Raw genomic sequence first — 19871 nt, 5'->3', positions numbered from 1 at the left:
TCTCGCTACCGTCGCCGGTTGAAAATGTTGGTGCCCGCCACGACGAACTGCGCGGTGAGGAGCTCACGCGCCTGGTGCTCGGGCAGACCGGTCTCGCTTGCCACCGCGCGCACGACGCTCGCCAACGGAGCGCCCCGGCGTCCATCGAAGAACGCCTCGGCCGCCTTCCGAACGCGGCGGTCGTCGGTGATGGCGGTCCCTCGCGCCGCCCACATCTCGCTTGCGGTGCGCTCCAGGGTCGGGTCGAGACGCATCAGCAAGAGGGCCCGCTCGGCACCACCCGCTTCCGGGAGCTCGAGGACGGCCTCCGCAACGCGCTCGGGCGTCGCGGGACCGTGGCCGACCAGGAAGTCTCGGATCTTCGAGGTGATGAGGCCCGTCATGCGTCCTCCTCGAGCGGGAGGCGCAGCTGGGCGTCGGTCGCCTCGTCCCGCGAAGTATTCCTCGAACGCCGGATGCCCTTGACCGGCGTGAGCGACAGGGCCGGCCAGATCGCCGCGACGCCGTCGACGGCCAGGAGATCCTGCGGCTCCACCCACGCTGAATGAACCATGAGCTGGCGCTCTTTCGGACTCGCGGCCTCGTCGGTGATGCGGCCGAAGAGCCTGCAGAAGTCGCGGGCGCGTCGCGTGACCGTACCCTTGCTGTAACGGAAGCTCCGACGCCGCAGGACGCTGGCGACGACGTCGGGAGTCGGCACGTCGCCGCCAGTCATACGCATGACCTCCTCAAAGCGCGCGCGGCCGCGAACCCCTTCGAGGATCACGCGAGGCTCGAGGCGAGAGCTGACGTAGCGGCGCCCGAGGCTGGTCGGGCGGATTGCATCCTCCTCGATCAGCCGGGTCCGGCGCGGGGCCGCGAGGTAGTGGTCGACGTTGCGGAGGTTCTTGAATCCGATCTTGTGCTGGAGCCACGTCGGGCCGTCTTCGCCGAGCACGACCATCTCGACCATGCGGTTCAGCAGGGGCAGTTGCGTGGCTTGCGGTACGACCCGATCGAGTGAGGACATGTTGCCCCCCGGCACGACGGCAAAGCAGGGCGCCGATCCCAGTGCCCGCATGAGCACATCACGGCGGACAAGGCGACCCCAGTCCCCGGGAGACCTCAAGCTGGTCGCCACGGCGTTCACGGCGCCTCCCGGAGATAGTCGTCGGCAGCTTCGATGAGCGCGGTCCGCGCCAGCAACGCCTCGCGGCGACGCTGCATCGCTCGGGTGAGCCGGGTCTCGAAGTCCTCTCGCCAGACTTGACCCAGCACCGGGACGAGCAACTCGTCGAGGTCGCGCTTGTTGACGAAGCGCTGCACGGACCCGGACGAGAGCAGCCGGAGCTGCGTGCGAACGAGGGGATGGGCGAGCGCGACGGCGAAGACGCGGGGCGTCTCGTGGAAGCGGAGGGCGGTGAAGGTGGCGCTCCCGAGGAGCGGCTGCTCCTCGCGTCCGAGCTCCTCGTCGAGGTAGGCGACCTGGTCGCCCGAGCCCGTCGTGCACAACAGGACATCGCCCACCTCGAGCTGCTGCCGCATGCGTGAGGACAGGTCGGAGAGGGGCCGAACCTCACCGCCCTCGACGAGGAAGGTGCTCTCGTTCACGTCGTCGGCTCGAACGGCGAAGACCTCCTCATCATCGGTGAGGCCCCGAAGGCTGGTGCTGGCAGGCTTCGCCAACTGGAGCAGCGACCGCATGGCCGACGCTGCTGACAAAGAATGGCGGAACACGCGCCCGCGGTTGAACGGGACATCCCACCGGCCTGCCAGCTGCGATCGGAGAACTTTGATGGCGTTGCTGGGGGGCTTGACCCCGTGGACGCGGTGGTCGATCTCGGTGTGGATCGCCGTCACCACCGCGTTGAACTCGGCGCGGGCGCTCGCGGTCAGGTCGACGGCCTGCTGGTACTGCAGCCCGAGCGACTCCTGCAGGCTGCGCGGGGGCAGCGGGATCGGGAGGCGCGCAATGTCCGATAGGCGAAGTCGCGGCAGCGCCGACGAGCCACCGCGATACGCGAGGTCACGCAGGATTCGGTTCAGCGTGGGCGTGCAGAACACGGCGGCCAGGTACTCGGGTAAGACCGCCGGCCGGGGCCGGATGACGGTTAGCTCCGACGACACGGCGAGCTCTGCGGGCATCCCCGACTGGACCGCGGCCGCACGAAACGGCTGGGCTGCTCGCGTGAACAGGACGTCGTTCTCCTGGACATTGATCCACTTGGCGGCAGTGCCGTCGACGTGGGCCATGCCGCTCACGTCCAGCTCGCAGGGCCGCACGTTGTTCAAGCGGAGCATCGGGATCCCCGATGCAGCCGAAGGCAGTCGAGCCCCGTCGTGGATGGACTCGACGATGTCCTCGAGGCTGACGTGTCGACTGCCCTCCGAGCTCATCGTCGATCGCACCAGCTCGCGCCCGAGGTAGTAGGCCGGGTCGAGGCGAACATGCCGCCTGCCGAGGTCGTTGCGGGAGAGCGTGGCTACGCGCATGCGGCCACCTCCCGTTCGAGGAAGTCCTCGAGCTCTGACCGCGCCGCCTCGATGTCGCCGCTGAGGTCGTGTGCTTCCACGTCGACCATGAGGATCGGGTAGCCGTCGGCGGGCGCCGGCTTGCGGAGCATCACGACGGAGCACTTCACCTCCGTGCCGCGGAAGCACGTTCCGGCAGGCAGGCTGACGACCGCCAGCAGACGTGCGTGTTCGAGCAACCACTCGCGGAAGTCCGCATGCCCGACGCTCGAGAGCAGGCCTTCGGGCAAGACGGTGACGAGGAGAGCGCCATCGGCCATTGCCGCGAGCGCGTGCTCGATGAACAGCAGCTCTGCAGGTACGCGGCTGCGCGCCTTGCCCCCGCGCTTCGACAGCTCGAACCGGCCCAGCTGGGTTCCGCTCAGCTGGAGGCCGAACGGCGGAACGACGATCACGCCGTCGTAGGACCCGTTGAGGTTCGACTGCAGGAAGTCAGCGAACACGCGCTCGACGCTCGGAAGCAGACGCTCCAGCAGCGGCTCGAGCAGGCGGAGCTCGGCCGGAAGAAAGATCGTTCCCTCCGCGCCGAGGAGTGCGGCGATCTCCGCCCCGGCTCCGCTCGAGACCAGGAGACGACGAGCGCCGAGCTGATGTGCGCGCACCAAGGGCGCCACGCTCTCGGTCAGCCCGGAGAACTGGCTCTTGTCGGGAAGCAGTGAGGACAGCGCGACGACGAGACGGACCAACTCATCGCGCGCGTTCGGGCGGAGTCGAAAGCCGGCCAGGAGCGCAGCCGCCGTGCGGAGCGGTTCAACTGCGACCGACTCGTCACCACCGAGACGCGAGACGGGCACGTCGCCCGTGGGGCGGACGAGGTCCGGCCCGAACACCTCATCGCCATCCAGGCGAGCGACCAGCTGCGCGACGCCCAGCTTCGCCGCATCACCGTGACGGGCGGCCGCGCGAATCAACTGCCCCCAGGCTCCGAGGACTCCTGCCGACGGGAAGTGGCTGCGGTCGGCGACGGGCAGTGCCCGCACGGGGACGAGCCCCTCCTGCTCGCGAGCGTAGAACGACGGATAGTTGCCGCCGTCGACGATCACGAATGCGTAGCCCTTGCCCGCGAGGAGCTCGAGGTAGCGGTCGGACACATCGCCGCGCTTGGGGCGAAGTAGCACACCGCGCTCACCGCCGAGCACGAACTCCCCAGCGAGAGCCAGCCGCCCAATGGCCGGCTGCGCGGCGTCGGTGACGTCGATCCCGAGGCTGCTGAGGTAGGTGTTCGCGTCCAAGACCATCTCTCCGTCACGCGCTCACGCGCCCATTGACGCTCCGAGATTAATCAGGACGGAAGGTTCCGTCAAGAAGCGTCACGCGCTCACGTTCCCAATGGCTCCAGAGAGCCTCGTCGAGCGTGATGTCGTCTGCGTGCTTCACCGCCCGTAGGTTCCCCATCCGGCGCCGCCCGTTACCTGCCGTCATCCGAGCGGCAACTGGCCGTTCATGCACGGCCAGCTAGCGGCCTGCCGCCTACGCGCGGAGCATGTGCCGTACACGCAGTTGTCAGCATGTGATTAGCCGTCGACCACGGCCGCTATCAGCGCCCCGGCGACCAGGTACGGACCGAAGGCGATGCTGTGCGCACGACGCAGTGCCAGGCGTGCCAGCGCTTCGGGGGCGGCGAGCACGAAGGGCAGTAGGCCGCCGAGGAGCACCGCAGGCCAGCTGGTGGCGCCCAGTGCCGCGCCGAGCAGCGCGGCCAGCCGCACGTCACCCAGGCCCATTTCGCTGCCCGCTATGATGACCAATGCCAGGTATAGGCCGCCGAGCGCTGCCGCGGCGAGCGCGGCGGCGACCAGCGTTCGGGCCTGACCCGTGGTCGCTGCCTGGCCGGCCAGCACGACGCTGATGGCCAGGGTGGCGGCGCTGATCACGGGCGTGGGCAGTCTGCGGACCGCGACGTCGACGGCGGCGAGCAGCACGCCGGTGTGCATCACCACCAGCCAGACCGCCAGCAGCGGCAGGCCGCCGGGAGCGTCGCGCAGAAGCCAGGCGAGGCCTGCTGAGGCGACAGACAGCCCGATGCCACACAGCTCCGATACGGCCACCAGCGTGCGCGCGCTCCTAGCTGATACCCGGCGGGATGCCGAGGTATCGCCTTCGGCCACTTCGGACGTTCGCATGCCTGCGATCGCTGACGGGTAAGTCGTCAGCCAGGTGTAGGCGTGTGGCAGCGCCAAGCCGGCAAGGGCGCCGCCGGAAAGCGCCAGCCCCAGTGCTGCGGGATTCATCGGCTGCGGTTCTCGTGGCGCGCGATGGGCCTATGCCGGTCCGGTATCGGCGGCGGTCGGCTGGGCGCAGCCGTCGCGGTAGGTGTCCGACCAGCGCCGCATCTCGCGCATGAACGACGAGAGCAGCGGCAGCAGGTGGGTGCCGGCGGCGGTCAGGGAGTAGGTGCCAGCGCCCGCGTCGTCGGTGTGGTGCACCAGGCCGCGGTCGCGCAGGCGGCGCAGGGCGTCGTTGAGCGATTTCGAGCTCGGTGCCGGTCGGATCTCGCGCAGCAGCTCCGAGAATCGCATCGGCCGTTGACCGAGTACCGTGAGGATCTCCAGGGTCCACCGCTGGGCGCACAGCCTGATCGCTTCGTGCACGACGTGAAGGTCGTCGTCCATCCGCCTCCCCTCCCCGTCAAGGTCGGCCAGAGGACGAGTCTAGGGGATCGACTGCTCTACGTGAACAACGAATTCACGTTGAGTCAAGCAGAGATCATCGAGGCATCGAGTCCGGTCGCTGATGAGCTGGTGCACCTGCAAGGTGGCGGCAGCCCTCCGCGAGCGCATTCAGGGCGTCCGCCAGAGCTCTTCCCATAGTGGAGAGGCGATAGGCGCCCGTGGTGGCGAACACGTCCCAGGTGCCGTGCGGTTCGCGCCGCAGAAGTCCGGTCGCCGCGAGCCAGCACAGGTCGGCCCGCAGCGCCTCGCGGGAGGCTTCGTCCACGCCACCGAGGTCACCGACAGTGGCAGCAGCGCGGTCACGCAACGTCACGAGAGCCGCGATGGCTGCGGGCCGACTGGCGAGCTCCGCAGCGAGGTCGGCGGGCTGAGGACCCTCGGCGGTGCGGCTCATAGTGCGCGCTCCCTTGGGATTTTCTAGGGATTCTAAGGCCTTCGATCCCTGCGGGCATAGTGTCGCGAACCCGACACCGGTTGGTCGGATTGTGGCGAAAGACTTGCATTATCGGTGACCTCGAGGTGAGCACCTGACGGTAATCACCGGAAGGTAAGCACGTTGCGGTAACCGTGGGGGCCGGGTGTAGAGGTGGGTTCAGGCATCCGTGCGTGCAACTTCCACGACAGCGGGGCGGTCCGCGTCGCTGTCGGCAGGAACCGTCAGGAGGCAGGGCGGCAGATGACGAGCCGTAACAGACAGCGAACTTTCACCGTTCGAGCGCGAGGCCGCCGCTTGCGCCTGGCGGGCCCGGCGACAGCCCTGTGCCTGGTGGCCGGCGCGGGAGCGTGCGACGCCGGAAACACTAGGCAAGAACCTTCTCCTACTACCTCGGTCGCTGTTTCCACGCCCAGCCAGGATCCGCGTGGCGCGGCTGAGGACGCCGCGCTGGACGTGTACCGCGGTATGTGGGCCTCGTACGCGAAGGCCGGCCTTACCGCCAACCCCGACGAGCCCGACCTCAACAGGTTCGCCAGCGACGGCGCGCTGAAAACGTTGCGGAACGGCCTGGCCAACTACCGGAGCAAGAAGCAGGTGCTCAAGGGCAAGTACGTCCTGAACCCGCAGGCGGCCGAGGTTGCGCTCAACGCCTCGCCCGCGACGGTGACCGTCACCGACTGCATCGACGACAGCAACTTCCTGGTCTACAACCTGTCGGGTGAGCCGATCAACGACGTGCCCGGGGGCCGGCGGAGTGCGCGGGCCACGGTCACGAACCTCGCGGCCGGCGGCTGGAAGGTCACCAGCTTCGGCGTCCAGGACGTGGGGTCGTGCTGATGCGTCGCGCCGTCCAATCCCTGATCGCTGCGGGCGCGGCAGCGATCGTGCTGGCATCCGGAAGCCCGGCACGTTCCGACGGCGGCATCGGCGGGGTCAGCTGCACGCAGAACCCGGCGGCTCCTGAATGCGAGATCAACGCCGGCACCCCCGGCGGCCCTGGCGGCTCCACCGGCGGCAGCCAGGGCGGCGGCGGGTCCGGTGACGGCTCGGGCGGTGGCGGTGGCGGTGGCTGCTACTGGGCGCCGGTCGACGTGGGTCTCCCGCCTCCGCCGGGCAAGGGCCCAGAGGGCGGTTGGTATTCCCGGACCTGCGTAGCCAACGGGCTCGGGTCGCAGGAGGTGCCGGTGTGGCTGGACCAGGCGCCGTCGGTGAACCTGGCGGCGCTGGGGCAGACGGCGCGTTCTCGGCTGCACCTGCCCTCGCCGCAGATTCGCACGAATCCCACCGCCGCGCCGTTCGTGCTGGTTCAGGTGCCGGTGTGGCTGTGGGTGGACCCGGCGACGTGGGGCGCGCGGTCGGCGACCGCGTCGGTGCCTGGGGTGTCGGTTACCGCGACTGCGACGCCGACTCGGGTGGTGTGGTCCTTTGGCGACGGCAGCGACGACCTGACGTGCGCCGGTCCGGGCAAGCCGTGGAAGCCGGGCACGGACCCGCGGGCGTCGTCACCGTGCGGGCACACCTACACATCCTCGTCCGCTGTCGCGGCGGGGGCGGCGTTCCGGCTGCGGGCGACGGTGACGTGGTCGGTCACCTGGTCTGGTGCCGGCGGCGGGGGCACTCTCGCCCCGCTCACGACGACCTCGACGGTGTCCGTGCGGGTGGCGGAGTCCCAGGCGATCGTCGGAGGTGCCCGGTGAGCGTCACCACGGACCGTCCCCGGGTGGTGAACACCGCCGCTGCGGACCTGCCGCCGGTGCCCGCCGGTACGCGGCGGGTGGGGCGGCGCAGCGGGCGGCGTGTGGTCGCCGGGCTGCTGCTGGTCCTGGCGACGGTGGTGACGTTTTGGCAGGTGGACCTGCGCCGGCACGCCGACGAGCAGTTCCTCGCCGTCGCGCGGGACGTACCGGCGGGTCAGGTCATCACCGACGCCGATGTGCGGGTGGTGCGGGTGGCGAACCCGTCCGGCCTGGACCTGGTCCCGGCCGAGCGGCGCGGCGGGGTCGTCGGCCGTTCGGCGGCGGTGCCGCTGGCGGCAGGGAGCCTGCTGGTATCGGCGCAGGTCGGGCCGGCGGCGTGGCCCGCGGCGGGGCAGGCGGTGATCGCGGTTCCGGTCAAGCCGGGCCGGGCCCCGACGAGCCTGACCCCCGGGTCGCGGGTGGTGGTGCTGGTCGCCCCGCCGACCGGAGGCGGGGAGCAGGCGCCGCAGCAGAACAACGGTGTACGCCGGGCGGTGGCCACGGTCGTGTCCGTGGCGGCGGGCGCCGACCAGGTGGGCACGCAGTTGGTGACGGTGCTGCTCGCTGCGGATGCGGCGGAAGCGGTCGCGGCGGCCCCGGGGGACGTGTCGCTGGTGCAGCTCGGCCCGTCCCAGTGAGACGTGAGGAGGTGCGGGAGATGTTGGTGGTGGTGGCGTCGGTGTCCGGCGCGCCGGGCGCGTCGACGGCCGCGTTGGGAATAGCGGCGTTGTGGCCGGACCGTCCGGCGTTGCTGGTGGAGGCCGACCCCGGTGGCGGGGTGGTCGCGGCGCGGTTCGGGCTGGCGCAGGAGCCGGGCCTGGCGTCCCTGGCGGCGGCGGCCCGGCACGGCGGGCACACCGGCGGGGCGGCACCGTACGTGCAGCAGGTGCCGTTGGGTTTGCACGTCCTCGTCGGGCCGGGTGCGGCCGAGACCGCTGCGGGGGCGGTGTCGGTCCTCGCCGGCCAGGCCGAGGCGGTCGCGCGGTTGGCGCCGGTAGTGGTCGCCGATGCGGGTCGCCTCTACGCCAACAGCCCCGCGTGGGGCCTGTTGCGCTCCGCTGACGCGGTCGTGCTGGTCACCTCGGGGTCGACGGAGTACCTGGATCACCTGGACACCCGCTTGCCGGCGCTGCGTGCCGCGGCGCGGCCGGGTGGTGTCGGGATGGCGGTCTGCGGCAGGTCCGCCTACACCCCGGCGGAGATCAGCGGGCGCCTCGGTGTTCCGGTGTGGGCGCAGTTGCCCGCCGACCGGTGGGGCGCGGGCGTCCTCGCCGGGCGGATAACGGGGCGGGCGTGGACACGTACCCGCCTCGCCCAGGCTTTGCGCGCCCTCGCCGTGTCCGTCGCGGCCGGCGGGCAACCCGTCGGTGCGGTGCTGGAGGTTGTGCGGTGACCGCCCCAACGCTGAACGGCGGCACGACCGCGGCCCCGCCGGAGGTGGTGGCGCGGCTGCGGGCCCGGGTCAGCGACCGCCTGGCCACGCACGGCACGCAGCTTCCCGACGGCGAGCGCCACGCGGTGATCGCGGGATACATCGCGGAGGAACTCGTCGTCCACGCCCGCGAGGACATCTCCGCCGGCCGTGCCCCGCTCACCCCGCAGGCCGAGGCGGCCCTGGCGCGGGCATTGCGGGACAGCTTCACCGGCCTGGGCGGCTTGCAGAGGTTGATCGACGACCCGCGGGTGGAGGACATCTTCGCCAACGGCTGCGACAACGTGTGGATCCGCACCACCGACGGGCGGGTGCAGCGAGTGCCGCCGGTCGCCGCCTCCGACGACGACCTGGTCGACCTGGTGCGGATAGCGGCGGCGCGCAGCGGGCAGGAGGAGCGCCGCTTCGACCGCGGTTCGCCCGGCCTGTCGCTGCGGCTGCCCGGCGGGCAACGCCTGTTCGCCGTGATGGCGGTAGCGAAACGGCCCTCGCTGTCGATCCGCCGCAACACCCTGCACCGGGTGACCCTGGACGACCTGCTGCACCGCGGGGAGATCACGGTGGGGCTGCGGGAACTCATCCGGGCGCTGGTGCGGGCGCGCAAGAACATCGTGATCTGCGGAGGCGTCGGCGTCGGCAAGACCACCATGCTGCGCGCCGCCGCCGGCGCGATCAGCCCCCACGAGCGGATCGTCACCGTCGAGGACGCCTACGAACTCGGCCTTGACGAGGACAGCGACGCCCACCCGAACACCACCGCCCTGCAGCAGCGGGAACCGAACCTCGAAGGCGTCGGCGGCATCGACATGTCCACCATGGTGCGCTGGGGCCTGCGGATGCGCCCGGACCGGGTCATCGTCGGCGAGACCCGCGGCGCCGAAGCCGTACCCATGCTCCTGGCCATGTCGCAGGGCAACGACGGCAGCATGTGCACCCTGCACGCCTCCTCCAGCAAGCAGGCCCTGACCCGGCTGGCCATGTACGTCATGCAGGCGCCGGAGAAGCTAACCTTCGACGCGGCGAACGTGCTCATCGGCCAGGCCGTCGACTTCGTCGTCCACCTGGACGTCGCCACCGACGGCACCCGAGTGGTGTCCTCTATCCGTCAGGTCCTGGAGACCGACGGCACCCAGGTCCCCTCCAACGAGATCTACCGCCCTGGCCCCGACCGGCGCGCCATCCCCGCCGCGCCGATCCGCGCCGACACCCTCGACGAGCTCACCGCCGCCGGCCTCAAACCCGACCTCCTCGTCCGGGACCGGTGGTGAGCATGGACCTGCTGCCGATCCTGCTCGGCCTGGGCTGCGCCGTCGGCCTGATCCTCGTCGCCGACGGGCTACGCCGCCGCCCACCCGGCACCCCGACCACCCGGACACGGCAACGGTGGACGTCGGCCGACCGTACCCGGCTCCTCGCGGCCATCGTCGCTGGATTCGCCGCTGCGGCGGCGACCCGTTGGCCGGTCGCGGCGCTGCTGACCGCCGCCGCGGTGTGGGCGCTGCCCCGCGTCCTCGGACCCGACCGGGAGCACACCCGCGCGATCGCCCGGATCGAGGCGATCGCCACCTGGGCCGAGCTGCTGCGCGACACCCTGTCCTCGGCCGCCGGCCTGGAGCAGGCCATCACCGCCACCGCCCCTGTCACCCCCCAGCCCATCCGCCCCCAGGTGCAGGCCCTCGCGGGGGCGGTGCGCGGCGGAGCACGGCTGCCCGACGCGCTGCGCGCGTTCGCCGCCGACCTCGCCGACCCCACCGCTGACCTCGTCGTGCGCGCCCTGACTCAGGCCGCCGGCTACCACGGCGGGCAACTGTCCCAGTGCCTGACCAGCCTCGCCGCCACCGCCCGCGAGCTCGCCGGCATCCGGATGCGGGTGGCCACCAAACGAGCCGCGACCCGCACGGCCGCCCGGGTCATCACCGGCACCTCGGTGGCGATGGTCGCCGGGCTGATCCTGCTCAACCGCGGGTTCCTCGCCCCGTACCGCAGCGTTACTGGGCAGCTCGTGCTCCTTGTCGTCGGAGCGGTGTTCGCCGGCGGGTTCTGGTGGCTGGCCCGCGCCTCCCGCGTCCCGCAACCACCACGGGTGCTCTCGGCCGACCAGCCCGGGCAGGTGGCGTGATGGCCGCCTTCGTGGTGGCGTGCGGCGTCATCGCCGGGCTCGGCCTGGTCATGGCCGGCAGCGGCCTGCATCCCGCCCGGCCCAGCCTCGCCCAGGCCCTCGACGCCCTGCGCCGCACCCCGACTGCCCTGGAAGAACCAGTGGGGGCCAGGACCCGGCTGCTCGCCGCGCCCCTGCGTGCCCTCGGCCTGCCCCGGCAGCGGATGCGCGCCGACCTCGCCGTACTCGGACGGCCGACCGCCACCCACCTGGCCGACCAGGCCCTCGCAGTCCTCGCCGGCCTGCTGCTGCCCCCGGTCGCGATGGCCGTCCTCGCCTCCGGCGGGGTCAGCTTCGCCGCCGGCATGCCGCTGTGGGCGTCGCTCGCAGGCGCGGCCGGCGGCTGGTGGCTGGCCGAGACCACCGTGCACGCCGAGGCGCAGCGGCGCCGCGACGAGCTGCGCTACGCCCTGTCCGCCGTGCTCGACCTCGTCGTCATCTCCCTCGCCGGCGGCGCCGGACTCGAACAAGCCCTCGACGACGCCTGCGCCGACACCCACGGCTGGGCCGCCGGACGCCTGAACCGTGCCGTGGCCACCGCCCGGCTGCTACGCATCCCGCCCTGGCAGGCCCTCGGCCAGCTCGGCGAGGACACCGGCGTCGTCGAACTGCAGGAACTCGCCGCGACGATGAGTCTCGCCGGCACCGAAGGCGCCCGCATCCGCGACTCCCTCACCATCCGCGCCGCCACCCTGCGCGCCCACCAGGCCGCCGCCCTGGAGGCCCGGGCCAACTCCGCCACCGAACGCATGTCTATGCCGGTCATGCTCCTGGCCGCCGCCTACATGCTGTTCCTCCTCTACCCGGCTGTCACCGCCGTCGACAGCTTCTGACCCCGACACACCAGAAGGAGAAACGCCGTGCACCCCAGCAAGCTGATGGCCCTGCTGACCCTGGCACACCTCACCCTCGTCGACCGGGCTCGCCGGCTGCGCGACTCCGGCGACCGGGGCAGCGAGACCACCGAGAAGGTCATGTGGATCGCCCTGCTCGTCACCCTCGTCCTGGCCGTCTACGCCATCTTCCAAGGCAAGATCATCACCAAGATCACCGGAATCAACCTCTAGCCATGAACCGCACGCGACGAGGCAGGCGACGCCGGCTCGGTGGTGACCGCGGGTCGGTCACCACCGAGGTGGTCCTCTACGCGCCCCTGCTGTTCCTGCTTGTCCTCGTCGGCGTGCAGTTCGCCCTGTGGGCCCTAGCCCAACTCGGCGTCCAGCACGCCGCGAACCACGCCCTGCAGACCACCAGGGTGTCCGGCGGCACCGCCGCCGCCGGCCGCGCCGACGCCGCAACCGTCCTCGACCAGGTCGCCGGGCAGGTCGTCGTCGACCCGAGCGTGTCGGTCACCCGCACCGCCGACACCGCCACGGTGGCCGTGGCCGGCCGGGTGCCCGCCGTCGTGCCGTTCCTGCGCCTGCAGGTCAGCACCCAGGCCAGCGCCCCGGTCGAGCGTTTCCGCCCCTCGACCCTGTCGCTGGCCCCCTCCCCGCCTGGAGTGGAAGGAGACTCGACGTGACCCGCGAGCAGCGCCGCAGCCGACATCCACGCCGCCGCGCGCCTCGGCTGCGGGGAGACCGGGGTTCGGTCAGCGTCGAGATGGCGCTGAGCTACGTACCGCTGATGGTCCTGGCCGCCCTCGCGGTGGTGGCGTGCCTGCGCCTGGCCTCGGCCGCCATCGACGTCAACTCCGCTGCCGCCGCCGCGGCCCGCCAGGCGTCCCTCGCCCGCACCCCCGGCGAGGCCCGCGCCGCAGGCGCCGACGGCGCCTCCGCCACCCTCGCCGGGCGGGCCTTCACCTGCCAGCCGTCCACCGTCACCGTCGACCCCGGCGCGTTCGTCCCCGGTGGGCAGGTCAGCGCCACCGTGGCGTGCACCGTCCGCCTCGAAGACCTCTACGGCCTCGGCCTGCCCGGCACGATCACCATCCGCGGCACCTCACACCAGCCCCTCGACACCTACCGCGGGACAACGGCGCCATGAACCGGCTGCGTACCCGCCTGCGGCAGGCCCGCCACGACGACCGAGGCCAGATCACCCCGTGGACGATCTTCGGCGTCGTTCTCGTCCTCATCCTCGCCGGCCTGGTGCTCGACCTGGGACTGGGCATGTCGGACAAGGTGCGGCTGCTCGACGTCGCGCAGGGCGCCGCCCGGGCCGGCGCCCGCGAGATCGACCTCGCCACCTATAGGGCCACCGGCGCCGTCCAGCTCCAGCCCGCCCAGGCTGCCGCAGCCGCGCGGAGCTTCGCCCAGCAAGCCGGCGTCGACGGGCAGGTCACCGCGTCCGCCACCCCCACCGCCGTCACCGTCACCATCAGCGGCACCCGGCCCACGCAGTTGCTGCACCTCGTCGGGATCAGCGCCCTGCCGGTGTCCGCGACCGCGACCGCCAGTCCCCTGACCGGCGTCACCGCCCCGTCCTGACCAGGCATCTCGCACGACCGGGAGCTCCAGTGTTCGCATTCCTCGCCGCCACGGCCCGCCGGCTGGCCGGACTCGGGATCCTGGTGCTGCTCACCGCCGGCGTGCCGTACGCGCTCATCCGATACGTCGGCTGGCCACTACCTCGCCAGGTTCCTACCTGGCAGGACATCGCCACGGCCCTCACCTCACCGCTGACCGACACCATGCTCGGCAATGCCATCGTGTGCCTGCTCTGGGTGGCGTGGGCGGCGTTCATCTGGTCGCTGATCGCCGAGGTCGCCGAAACCGTCACGGGCATCCGCCTGCCGCAACCCCGCGCGATCGCCCCGGCCCGCGGGCTCGCCGCCATCCTGGTCGCCGCCATCACCGGCGGCGTCCTCGCCACCGCCGCCCAGGCCGCACCGACCCTCACCCAGCCAGCACAAGCGACAACGGCCCACACCAGCGCCACCGCTACGGCCCCGGCAACCACCGTGCCCAGCAGCACCGTGCGGCTGGTGAGCACGGATGGGCACCACACGCAGACCTGGCAGACAGCCGCATCGACGTCCGCCCTAGTGGACATGGGGGATCCGGTGCCGGCCCGGCTGGTAGCTGGCCACGTGACGCTCGTGTCATCCGGGCAGACCTACACCTGTGAAGTGCGGCGCGGGGACACCCTGTCGAAGATCGCCCAGCAGTGGCTCGGCGACGCCAACCGGTGGCCGGAGATCTTCGCCCTCAACCGGGGCACCCACTTCCGCGACATCGGCGGCACCCTCACCAACCCGAACCTGATCTATCCCGGCTGGACCCTGGAACTGCCCGACGACGCCACACCACCCGTCGGCACACCCCGGACCCCGCCACCCGCCGACCCCCCAGCGGCAGGCCCCGAACAGCCGACACCCGGCACCGCCGCGCCCGCGCCGACACCACCGAGCCAACCCACCCAGCCGCCACCCGACGCGCCGTCCGTGAGCCCGTCGCCAGGCTCCACCACCCGGGCACCGCATGACGGTGACGACGGCGTAGTGCACGTCCCCTCGCCACCGGTCTCCGCCTCGCCCGCTGCGCGGCCGTCGGCCTTCGGAGCCTCGACGACGCCCAGCCCCTCGGTCGACGGGCAGCAAACACCCGGGCCGCGAACGAAGGCGTCACCCGGTGTCTCACTCGGCACCGGCAGCTGGCTCGACGCCGGGCTCGTCGCCGCGATCCTCGCGGCCGTCGCCCTCGTCTGGGCCCACCGCCACCGCCGCTACACCCGCCGGCCCGTGTCGGCCGACCTGCGCCTGGACGACCCCGACGTGGCGCCCATGCCGCCCGTGGTGAACCAGATCCGCCGCCGCTTGCGCCACGCCACCACGGCCCCCACCGATCCGGCCGGCTACGAAGGTCCGGACGACGACCTCGGGCTGTTCACCGACCCCGACGGCACCGAAGCGGACGACAACGCCTCCGTACCGGACAGCCCTGACACCTCCGATCAGGACGCCGGCCTGCTCGACGACGACCGTCCGGAGATCGCCGGGCAGCACAACCAGAACGGCGCCCTCGACGACGCCGGTCTCGACGACGAGGACCACCACGAAAAGCCGGCGCCTGCCGCGGACCCGCGCGCAGGAGACGACACTGCGCTCCGCCCGGTGGTGCCGTCGCTGGCGCACCCGCTCGCCGCGGTCTGGCCGCCTGCCGGCCTGGGGCTCACCGGTCCCGGCGCGGAGGCCGCCGCCCGCGGGTTCATGGCCGCCGCCCTGGCCGCCGGGGGCCTCGACGCACCAGAAGACCGCACCTGGCTGGTCATGCCATCAGCGACCGCGGCGACGCTGCTCGGCGCCGGTGCCGTCGCGCTGCCCCACACCCCGCGGCTGACCGTCACCGGTGGCCTGGACGAGGCACTCGACCTGCTCGAGGCGCAGACCCTGCACCGCAGCCGCATCGCCTACGCCCACGAGGTCGACACCGCCGCCGAGGCCCGCGCGGCGGACCCGACCGGGGAGCCGATGCCGCCAGTCCTGCTGCTGGCCGACGCCGACACCCGCCACCAGCGCACCCGTATCGCCGCGCTCCTCGCCCAGGGCCAGCGCCTTGACATCCACGGCGTGCTGCTGGGCGCATGGCCCGACGGCGACACCGTCGTCGTCGCCGAAGACGGCACCACCAGCCGCGCCCAGGGGGAAGGCTCCCGCCACGGTGGCCACCCGGCCGACATCGGTCGACTGGCCGTCCTCACCCCGTCCGAGACCAGCGACCTGCTCGTCACCCTCGCCGAATCCCACACCGGCCAGCCGCAGGCTCCCGCCCCGATCGAACCCGTCACCACCGCCCAGGCCACGACCGCCGCACCCGATGCGCAACCTTCTCCCGACACCGAGCCGGCGCCAGCCGACGTCCCCGTCCGCGAGGGTGACCACCTGCCGGCATCCGGCCCCGAGCCCGTGCCCGCCGCCCCGACAGCAACAGCGGACAGCGCCAGCAGCGAGACCGCCCCGGCCACCCAGGCAGCTCCGCCCACCGACGCCCATGCCGGCGGCGCGGACACTGCCCGCGACGGTGCGCCCCCGCCCGCCGTGGAGGAACCGGACACCGACGGCGCGGCCGAGAAAAGCCAGGAGACCAGCCACGGGAGGGTGCAGGTCTCCGTCCTGGGCACCGCCGCGATCGTCGACGTGCCGCCAGGGCCGACGCTGCGCAAGAAATCCCTCGAAGTGCTCGTCTACCTGGCCGTGCACGACGGCGACGCCTCCGCCGAGGCGATCCTCGACGACCTGCTCCCCGACGCCCCCGCCAACAAAGCACCCGGCCGGCTCTACACCTACGTGTCCGACCTGCGCACCATCATGCGCCGCACCGCAGGACGCGGCACCTACCTCACCCACCCCCACCAGCGGTACGTCCTCAACCGCGACGCCGTCGACGTGGACCTGTGGCGCATGCGCGCCGCGATCCGCGACGCCAACCAGGCCACCGACCCAACCGAGCGCCTCGCCGCGCTACGCCGCGCGGTCGACACCTACCGCGGACACCTGGCCGACGGCGCCGACTACGAATGGATCGAGCCCTACCGCGAAGCCGTCCGGCAGCAGGCACTTGATGCCTACCTCGCCCTCGCCGACGCCCTCACCGACAACCCCGCCGCGCAGCTCACCGTCCTGGACGCCGCGATCGGCCACAACCCGTACGCGGAAGAGCTGTACCAGCAGGCGATGCGGGCCCGCGCCGCGCTCGGGCACCTCGACGCCATCCGCAGCCTGCGCCGTTCTCTCACCCGCGCCCTCGGCGAGATCGACGCCGAACCCAGCGACGACACCATCGCCCTGGCCGACGAGTTGGTCGCCCAGGTCCAGCGCCCCGCCCGCCGACCCGACCTGCGGCCGGCGCCCCGGCCCGGTGACGGAGCTGCCGCATGACCGCCACACCGCTACCCCGGCATACCGCCGCCCGTACAACGGAGGTAGCAGAGGCCGACCTCCGGCACCTGACCCGCCTGCGGTGGGCCGTGCGGGCGGTGCTCGCCCTCGGCGTCGCCGCGTCGATCGCGGCGAACGTCCTACACGCCCGGCCGAACCTCATCAGCCAGATCATCGCCGCGTGGCCGCCGCTGGCGCTGCTGCTGACCGTCGAACTCATCTCCCGCGTACCCGCGGACCGCCGCAGCCTGGCCGCCGCGCGGCTGATCGCCGCCGCCGTCATCGCCGGCATCGCCGCCTGGGTGAGTTACTGGCACATGGCCGGCGTTGCCGCCCGGTACGGCGAAACCGACGCCGGCGCCTCGTACCTTCTGCCCATCTCCGTCGACGGACTGGTCGTCGTGGCTAGCATCAGCCTGGTCGAGATCGCGGGCCGGATCCGCGCCCCCTCCCTCAGCCCGGCCGACGGCCAGCAACCCGCCACCATGCCAGCGGAGACGCAGTCCCCGACGGCCGAACCCCCGAGCCTGAAGGCACCGGCCCCCGCATCAGGGCCGCCCCATGCAGCGCGGCAGGCCCGAGGCTTCGACGTATCGCCGACGGACATGCCGGAGGCTGCGATCCGCGGCGACGAGGGCGAGCGTTCGAATGCGGACGCCATCGGGCACTCGCCGACCGACGCGCGCGACACCAAGGAAGTTGCACCTGAGCCCCCGCGGGACGATGCACGGAACCACGAGGACGCTCACCTCGTCCGGACCGGTAACGACGCCTCGGCGTCGCCGCACACGGCGCCGTTGCGGGGCACTGACCTCTCTCACCACGACACGGACCGGTCCGGAAGCAGCAGGTCCCGCCCCACCGGCTCTTCAGTCGCGCCGGTCGAGAACTCCGACGAGCAGGACAGAGTCAATACTCCGGACGCTGCCCAAGAAATTGAACCGGACCCCCTCGAGGGCCAGGGACATGACCCCGAACCGGACGACGGCACAAGCAGCGCAGAGGCGCCGCCCGACACCGCCGGGGCCGTGGCCTACTGGTACCGCCAGGACCCGTCCCTGCACCCAGCCGACATCGCCACCAGAATCGGCCGGTCCGAGCGCACCGTCCGCCGGTACTGGCCACCCGTGCCGCGAACCGCGAACGGACACGGAACCAGCCGCGTCACCGAGGAGGTTGGAGCCTCGTAAGCCCGCTGCCGGCCGCAGAGGCCCTGACAAGCGCGCGAAGATGATCTTTCTACCGGCCCAGTGGCTGTGCCACGCTTCAGGGGTGGAACCGAGAGAGCGGGTTCAACGGCTAGTCATGGCCGCCGAGCTGTACGCCATCGAGGTGAGTACGGCATACGACGAGGTCATCAAGCAGGTCATCGCCCGGGTGGCTGATGCCGGGAGTCTGGGCAAGCTCGACCTGGGGGCTCTGAGCGCCTGGAAGCGATTACGCGCGGACACCCCTTGGATGGCGCGTCTGATGAGCTGCCCTGAGCAGGAGATCCGGCAGCATACCGAGCGGGCCGTCACCGCGGCACAGGACGAGTCACGAACGGTTGCGGAGGCAGCAGTGGCCGCCCGCTCCGCTCTCACACCACTGCCAGGCTTCAGCAACGGAGATGCCCTGGCATCGGTCGTGTGCTTTGTAGCGGCACCGACGCGGCTCGCCGTATACGACAGTCGAGCGCATTCAGGCCTGCAGCAGTTGGGCCTTATGCTCGACAACCGGCCGGGTCGTTACGGTCGCTACCTGGCGCTGGTGGAGCGATGTCGCGCCGAGTTAGCCGGCCAAGGTTACGAATGGTCAGCGCGTCAGGTAGACCTTGCTCTCTACCAGCTCGGTGGTCAGAAGCAACGGTAGATCTTGTCGCGGCGTGCCGTGCCTCGGCCCCGCAGCGCGGTCATCGATCGGCCGTCGACATGGCCCGCGCTTGCGCACGGTACAGGCATCAGCTGGCGCCCAGCCGTACTTTGCCACCAACAAAAAGAGAGCCGCCTTCTCACTCCATGCCCGGCGAGCCGCCGGGAAAGCCGGGCATTCGCTAATGCTGAGTGACTGGCTAACGGTGTGTTGATCCCAGCGACGGCCTTGACATCGGTGACGGCACAGCACGAGCCGACGTGGGCCAGCGCATCCGGTCGTGGCCGGAATCCGAGCGCCGGTAGAGGCGCCCGGATCCCGGTGGACCGCAGTTGGCCTGCCCTGTTACAGCTGCGCGATCAGCGGCTGTGCGTGCCGGTCGAAGTTGTATCCGTCGTCCCAGGGGAACCGGCCCTCCTGGTCGGGCCACACCATCTGCTGGAGGCGGATCTGGTCGCGGCCGTAGCGGTTGATCGCCATCGCGGGTAGCAGTTCGTCGGTGGGTGGCCCGTCGATGATGATGGCGTCGTAGCCGGCGATGATGTCGCTGATGCGTTGGCCGTGGGTGAACCGTTCGGCCTTGTCGTAGACCCGGCGGGCCAGGTCGTTGAGCAGGCTGTGGGCGACCTCGGGTGGCAGCCCTGCGGTGATCAGTTCGGGGTAGTCGTGGGCGGTGAGTCCGACGGTGTAGGCGAACGGGGCGGTGGTATCGGGGTCGTCGTCGGTGGGCAGGACGTGCGTGACGGCCCAGCCGGTGGTGTCGATGATCTGGTCTTGGCGTCGGAGGAAGTCGTCGATGTCACGCATAGTGGGTGTCGCCTGGGCATTCGGGGGTACGGGCGGAGTCCGGGTCGGGTGGCTCGATGTCGACGAAGCCCCAGAGTCGTTCCATGACCTGGAGTTGCCAGGTGCGGTAGCGGTCGGCGAAACCACGGCAGACCGCGGGCGGGACCGGGTTGCCGGCGTACGGCAGCGTCGAGTGGCAGATGATGTAGCCGGCGCCGCCGCGCGCCTCGGTCACCATCTGCTTGAGTCGGCCGGGGTCGAGGTGCATCGGGTTGCCGGGCTTGAAGATGCAGGTGTCGCACTCGCGGGCGAGCCGTCGGGTCTTGCGTAGTTCCGGGTCGCCGACGCTGAGTCGGGGTGACCGGTCGGCGTCCGGTTCGTCGGCGGGTTCGAACATGCTGTCCATAGTCAGCTCCATCTCGTTGCGGCGCGGGGCCCGCATGCGTGGATGCAGGCCCCGCGAATCCGGGT

23 protein-coding genes are annotated in these 19871 nt (G+C 71.7%); 14 read left to right on the top strand and 9 right to left on the bottom strand.

Annotated elements, in window-relative coordinates; genetic code table 11:
- Window positions 1-5 precede the first annotated feature (5 nt).
- The 7 genes from GA0070560_RS28260 to GA0070560_RS28255 form a co-directional block, all read right to left on the bottom strand.
- Window positions 6-383 (bottom strand): hypothetical protein, encoded by a 378-nt coding sequence (locus tag GA0070560_RS28260; protein WP_139131524.1) that lies wholly within the window; start codon window positions 381-383, stop codon window positions 6-8.
- Window positions 380-1129 (bottom strand): hypothetical protein, encoded by a 750-nt coding sequence (locus GA0070560_RS18390; RefSeq protein ID WP_091299040.1) that lies wholly within the window; start codon window positions 1127-1129, stop codon window positions 380-382. Before GA0070560_RS18390 ends, GA0070560_RS28260 begins: the two co-directional genes overlap by 4 nt.
- On the bottom strand, window positions 1126-2472 hold the full coding sequence (locus GA0070560_RS18385; protein WP_091299037.1) for a restriction endonuclease subunit S: 1347 nt from the start codon (window positions 2470-2472) through the stop codon (window positions 1126-1128). The genes GA0070560_RS18390 and GA0070560_RS18385 overlap by 4 nt, the downstream gene beginning before the upstream one ends.
- Complete coding sequence (locus GA0070560_RS18380) at window positions 2463-3743, bottom strand: N-6 DNA methylase (protein ID WP_170839469.1); 1281 nt, start codon at window positions 3741-3743, stop codon at window positions 2463-2465. Before GA0070560_RS18380 ends, GA0070560_RS18385 begins: the two co-directional genes overlap by 10 nt.
- Before the next feature lie 282 nt (window positions 3744-4025).
- Window positions 4026-4742 (bottom strand): prepilin peptidase, encoded by a 717-nt coding sequence (locus GA0070560_RS18375; protein ID WP_091299032.1) that lies wholly within the window; start codon window positions 4740-4742, stop codon window positions 4026-4028.
- 30 nt (window positions 4743-4772) lie between these two features.
- Window positions 4773-5123: a winged helix-turn-helix transcriptional regulator gene (locus tag GA0070560_RS18370; RefSeq protein ID WP_091299029.1), complete on the bottom strand. Its 351-nt coding sequence runs from the start codon at window positions 5121-5123 to the stop codon at window positions 4773-4775.
- A gap of 94 nt (window positions 5124-5217) precedes the next feature.
- Entirely contained in the window at window positions 5218-5577 is a 360-nt protein-coding gene (locus tag GA0070560_RS28255) for a hypothetical protein (protein WP_139131523.1), read from the bottom strand.
- Between the two features lie 495 nt (window positions 5578-6072).
- On the opposite strand from GA0070560_RS28255, the gene GA0070560_RS18360 reads away from it, so the two are divergent.
- From GA0070560_RS18360 to GA0070560_RS18295, 14 genes are all read left to right on the top strand, one after another.
- Entirely contained in the window at window positions 6073-6456 is a 384-nt protein-coding gene (locus tag GA0070560_RS18360; protein ID WP_245675583.1) for a hypothetical protein, read from the top strand.
- Window positions 6456-7316, top strand: a complete 861-nt coding sequence (locus GA0070560_RS18355; RefSeq protein WP_245675586.1) for a hypothetical protein — start codon at window positions 6456-6458, stop codon at window positions 7314-7316. The genes GA0070560_RS18360 and GA0070560_RS18355 overlap by 1 nt, the downstream gene beginning before the upstream one ends.
- A gap of 101 nt (window positions 7317-7417) precedes the next feature.
- A complete protein-coding gene (locus GA0070560_RS18350; RefSeq protein ID WP_170839475.1) occupies window positions 7418-7993 on the top strand; it encodes an SAF domain-containing protein in 576 nt (191 codons plus the stop codon).
- A gap of 20 nt (window positions 7994-8013) precedes the next feature.
- Window positions 8014-8748: a MinD/ParA family ATP-binding protein gene (locus GA0070560_RS18345; RefSeq protein WP_091299263.1), complete on the top strand. Its 735-nt coding sequence runs from the start codon at window positions 8014-8016 to the stop codon at window positions 8746-8748.
- Window positions 8745-10055, top strand: a complete 1311-nt coding sequence (locus GA0070560_RS18340) for a TadA family conjugal transfer-associated ATPase (RefSeq protein ID WP_091299012.1) — start codon at window positions 8745-8747, stop codon at window positions 10053-10055. The genes GA0070560_RS18345 and GA0070560_RS18340 overlap by 4 nt, the downstream gene beginning before the upstream one ends.
- 2 nt (window positions 10056-10057) lie before the next feature.
- Complete coding sequence (locus GA0070560_RS18335) at window positions 10058-10906, top strand: type II secretion system F family protein (protein ID WP_091299006.1); 849 nt, start codon at window positions 10058-10060, stop codon at window positions 10904-10906.
- Window positions 10906-11778: a type II secretion system F family protein gene (locus GA0070560_RS18330; RefSeq protein ID WP_091299003.1), complete on the top strand. Its 873-nt coding sequence runs from the start codon at window positions 10906-10908 to the stop codon at window positions 11776-11778. Before GA0070560_RS18335 ends, GA0070560_RS18330 begins: the two co-directional genes overlap by 1 nt.
- Before the next feature lie 45 nt (window positions 11779-11823).
- Window positions 11824-12012 carry a hypothetical protein gene (locus GA0070560_RS18325; protein ID WP_091299259.1) on the top strand — a complete coding sequence of 63 codons (189 nt, stop codon included), beginning with the start codon at window positions 11824-11826 and terminating at the stop codon, window positions 12010-12012.
- Window positions 12013-12014: 2 nt separating this feature from the next.
- Window positions 12015-12467, top strand: coding sequence for a TadE/TadG family type IV pilus assembly protein (locus GA0070560_RS18320; protein WP_091298999.1), 453 nt, complete (start codon window positions 12015-12017; stop codon window positions 12465-12467).
- A gap of 80 nt (window positions 12468-12547) precedes the next feature.
- On the top strand, window positions 12548-12931 hold the full coding sequence (locus GA0070560_RS18315; RefSeq protein ID WP_082171467.1) for a TadE family protein: 384 nt from the start codon (window positions 12548-12550) through the stop codon (window positions 12929-12931).
- Window positions 12928-13374: a pilus assembly protein TadG-related protein gene (locus GA0070560_RS18310; protein ID WP_091298995.1), complete on the top strand. Its 447-nt coding sequence runs from the start codon at window positions 12928-12930 to the stop codon at window positions 13372-13374. The genes GA0070560_RS18315 and GA0070560_RS18310 overlap by 4 nt, the downstream gene beginning before the upstream one ends.
- Window positions 13375-13403: 29 nt before the next feature.
- Complete coding sequence (locus GA0070560_RS18305; protein ID WP_091298992.1) at window positions 13404-16763, top strand: BTAD domain-containing putative transcriptional regulator; 3360 nt, start codon at window positions 13404-13406, stop codon at window positions 16761-16763.
- Window positions 16760-17953: a DUF2637 domain-containing protein gene (locus GA0070560_RS29905; protein WP_091298990.1), complete on the top strand. Its 1194-nt coding sequence runs from the start codon at window positions 16760-16762 to the stop codon at window positions 17951-17953. The genes GA0070560_RS18305 and GA0070560_RS29905 overlap by 4 nt, the downstream gene beginning before the upstream one ends.
- Window positions 17954-18068: 115 nt before the next feature.
- The gene (locus GA0070560_RS18295; RefSeq protein WP_013289179.1) at window positions 18069-18614 is read left to right on the top strand and encodes a hypothetical protein; all 546 of its coding nucleotides are present in this window, start codon (window positions 18069-18071) and stop codon (window positions 18612-18614) included.
- Between the two features lie 345 nt (window positions 18615-18959).
- Here GA0070560_RS18295 and GA0070560_RS18290 read toward each other — a convergent pair whose 3' ends face one another.
- Complete coding sequence (locus GA0070560_RS18290; RefSeq protein WP_091298986.1) at window positions 18960-19421, bottom strand: DUF4262 domain-containing protein; 462 nt, start codon at window positions 19419-19421, stop codon at window positions 18960-18962.
- Entirely contained in the window at window positions 19414-19806 is a 393-nt protein-coding gene (locus GA0070560_RS18285; protein WP_091298983.1) for a hypothetical protein, read from the bottom strand. Before GA0070560_RS18285 ends, GA0070560_RS18290 begins: the two co-directional genes overlap by 8 nt.
- Window positions 19807-19871 lie beyond the last annotated feature (65 nt).

It is taken from the genome of Micromonospora halophytica (genome assembly GCF_900090245.1).
In the GTDB taxonomy this organism is placed as follows: Bacteria; Actinomycetota; Actinomycetes; order Mycobacteriales; family Micromonosporaceae; genus Micromonospora; species Micromonospora halophytica.
Note: the sequence above shows the minus strand (reverse complement) of the source record. Positions and strands in the feature narration are given on the sequence as shown.